The organism is Skermanella aerolata KACC 11604 (assembly GCF_000936425.1).
Lineage (GTDB): Bacteria > Pseudomonadota > Alphaproteobacteria > Azospirillales > Azospirillaceae > Skermanella > Skermanella aerolata.
Genome location: NZ_AVFK01000203.1, coordinates 1 through 512 on the forward strand (window position 1 = coordinate 1; position 512 = coordinate 512).

1 pseudogene is annotated in these 512 nt (G+C 63.9%); it reads right to left on the reverse strand.

Features of this window, described 5'->3' with window-relative positions:
* A pseudogene (locus N826_RS44645) lies at positions 1-512 on the reverse strand (PQQ-dependent dehydrogenase, methanol/ethanol family); the annotation flags it as partial.

Here is a 512-nt window from a genome sequence, read left to right on the forward strand (position 1 = left end):
ACCAGCAGCTCGCCGGTCACGCGGTCGAGCGTGTAGGCGAAGCCGTTGCGGTCGAAGTTGACCAGCGCCTTGACCGGCTTGCCCTTGACGGTGATGTCGGCGAGGATGTTCTCGTTGACGCCGTCATAGTCCCACTCGTCGAACGGGGTCTTCTGGAACACCCACTTGACCGCACCGGTGTCGGCGTCGCGGGCGAAGATCGACATCGACCACTTGTTGTCGCTGCCTTCGCGCTTGCCGTCCTTGGCGCGCTGCGCCGGGTTCCAGGTGCCGGGGTTGCCGGTGCCATAATATATCAGGTTCAGTTCGGGATCGTAGGTGTACCAGCCCCAGGTGGTGCCGCCGCCGATCTTCCACTCGTCGCCGTTCCAGGTCGACACGCCCAGGTCCCGGTCGCCGATCGGCTTGCCGAGCATGGTGGTCTTCTGCGGGTCGATCATGACGTCCTTGTCGGGACCGGTCGAATAGGCCCGCCAGATCTGCTTGCCGTCCTTGATGTTGTAGGCGGTCAG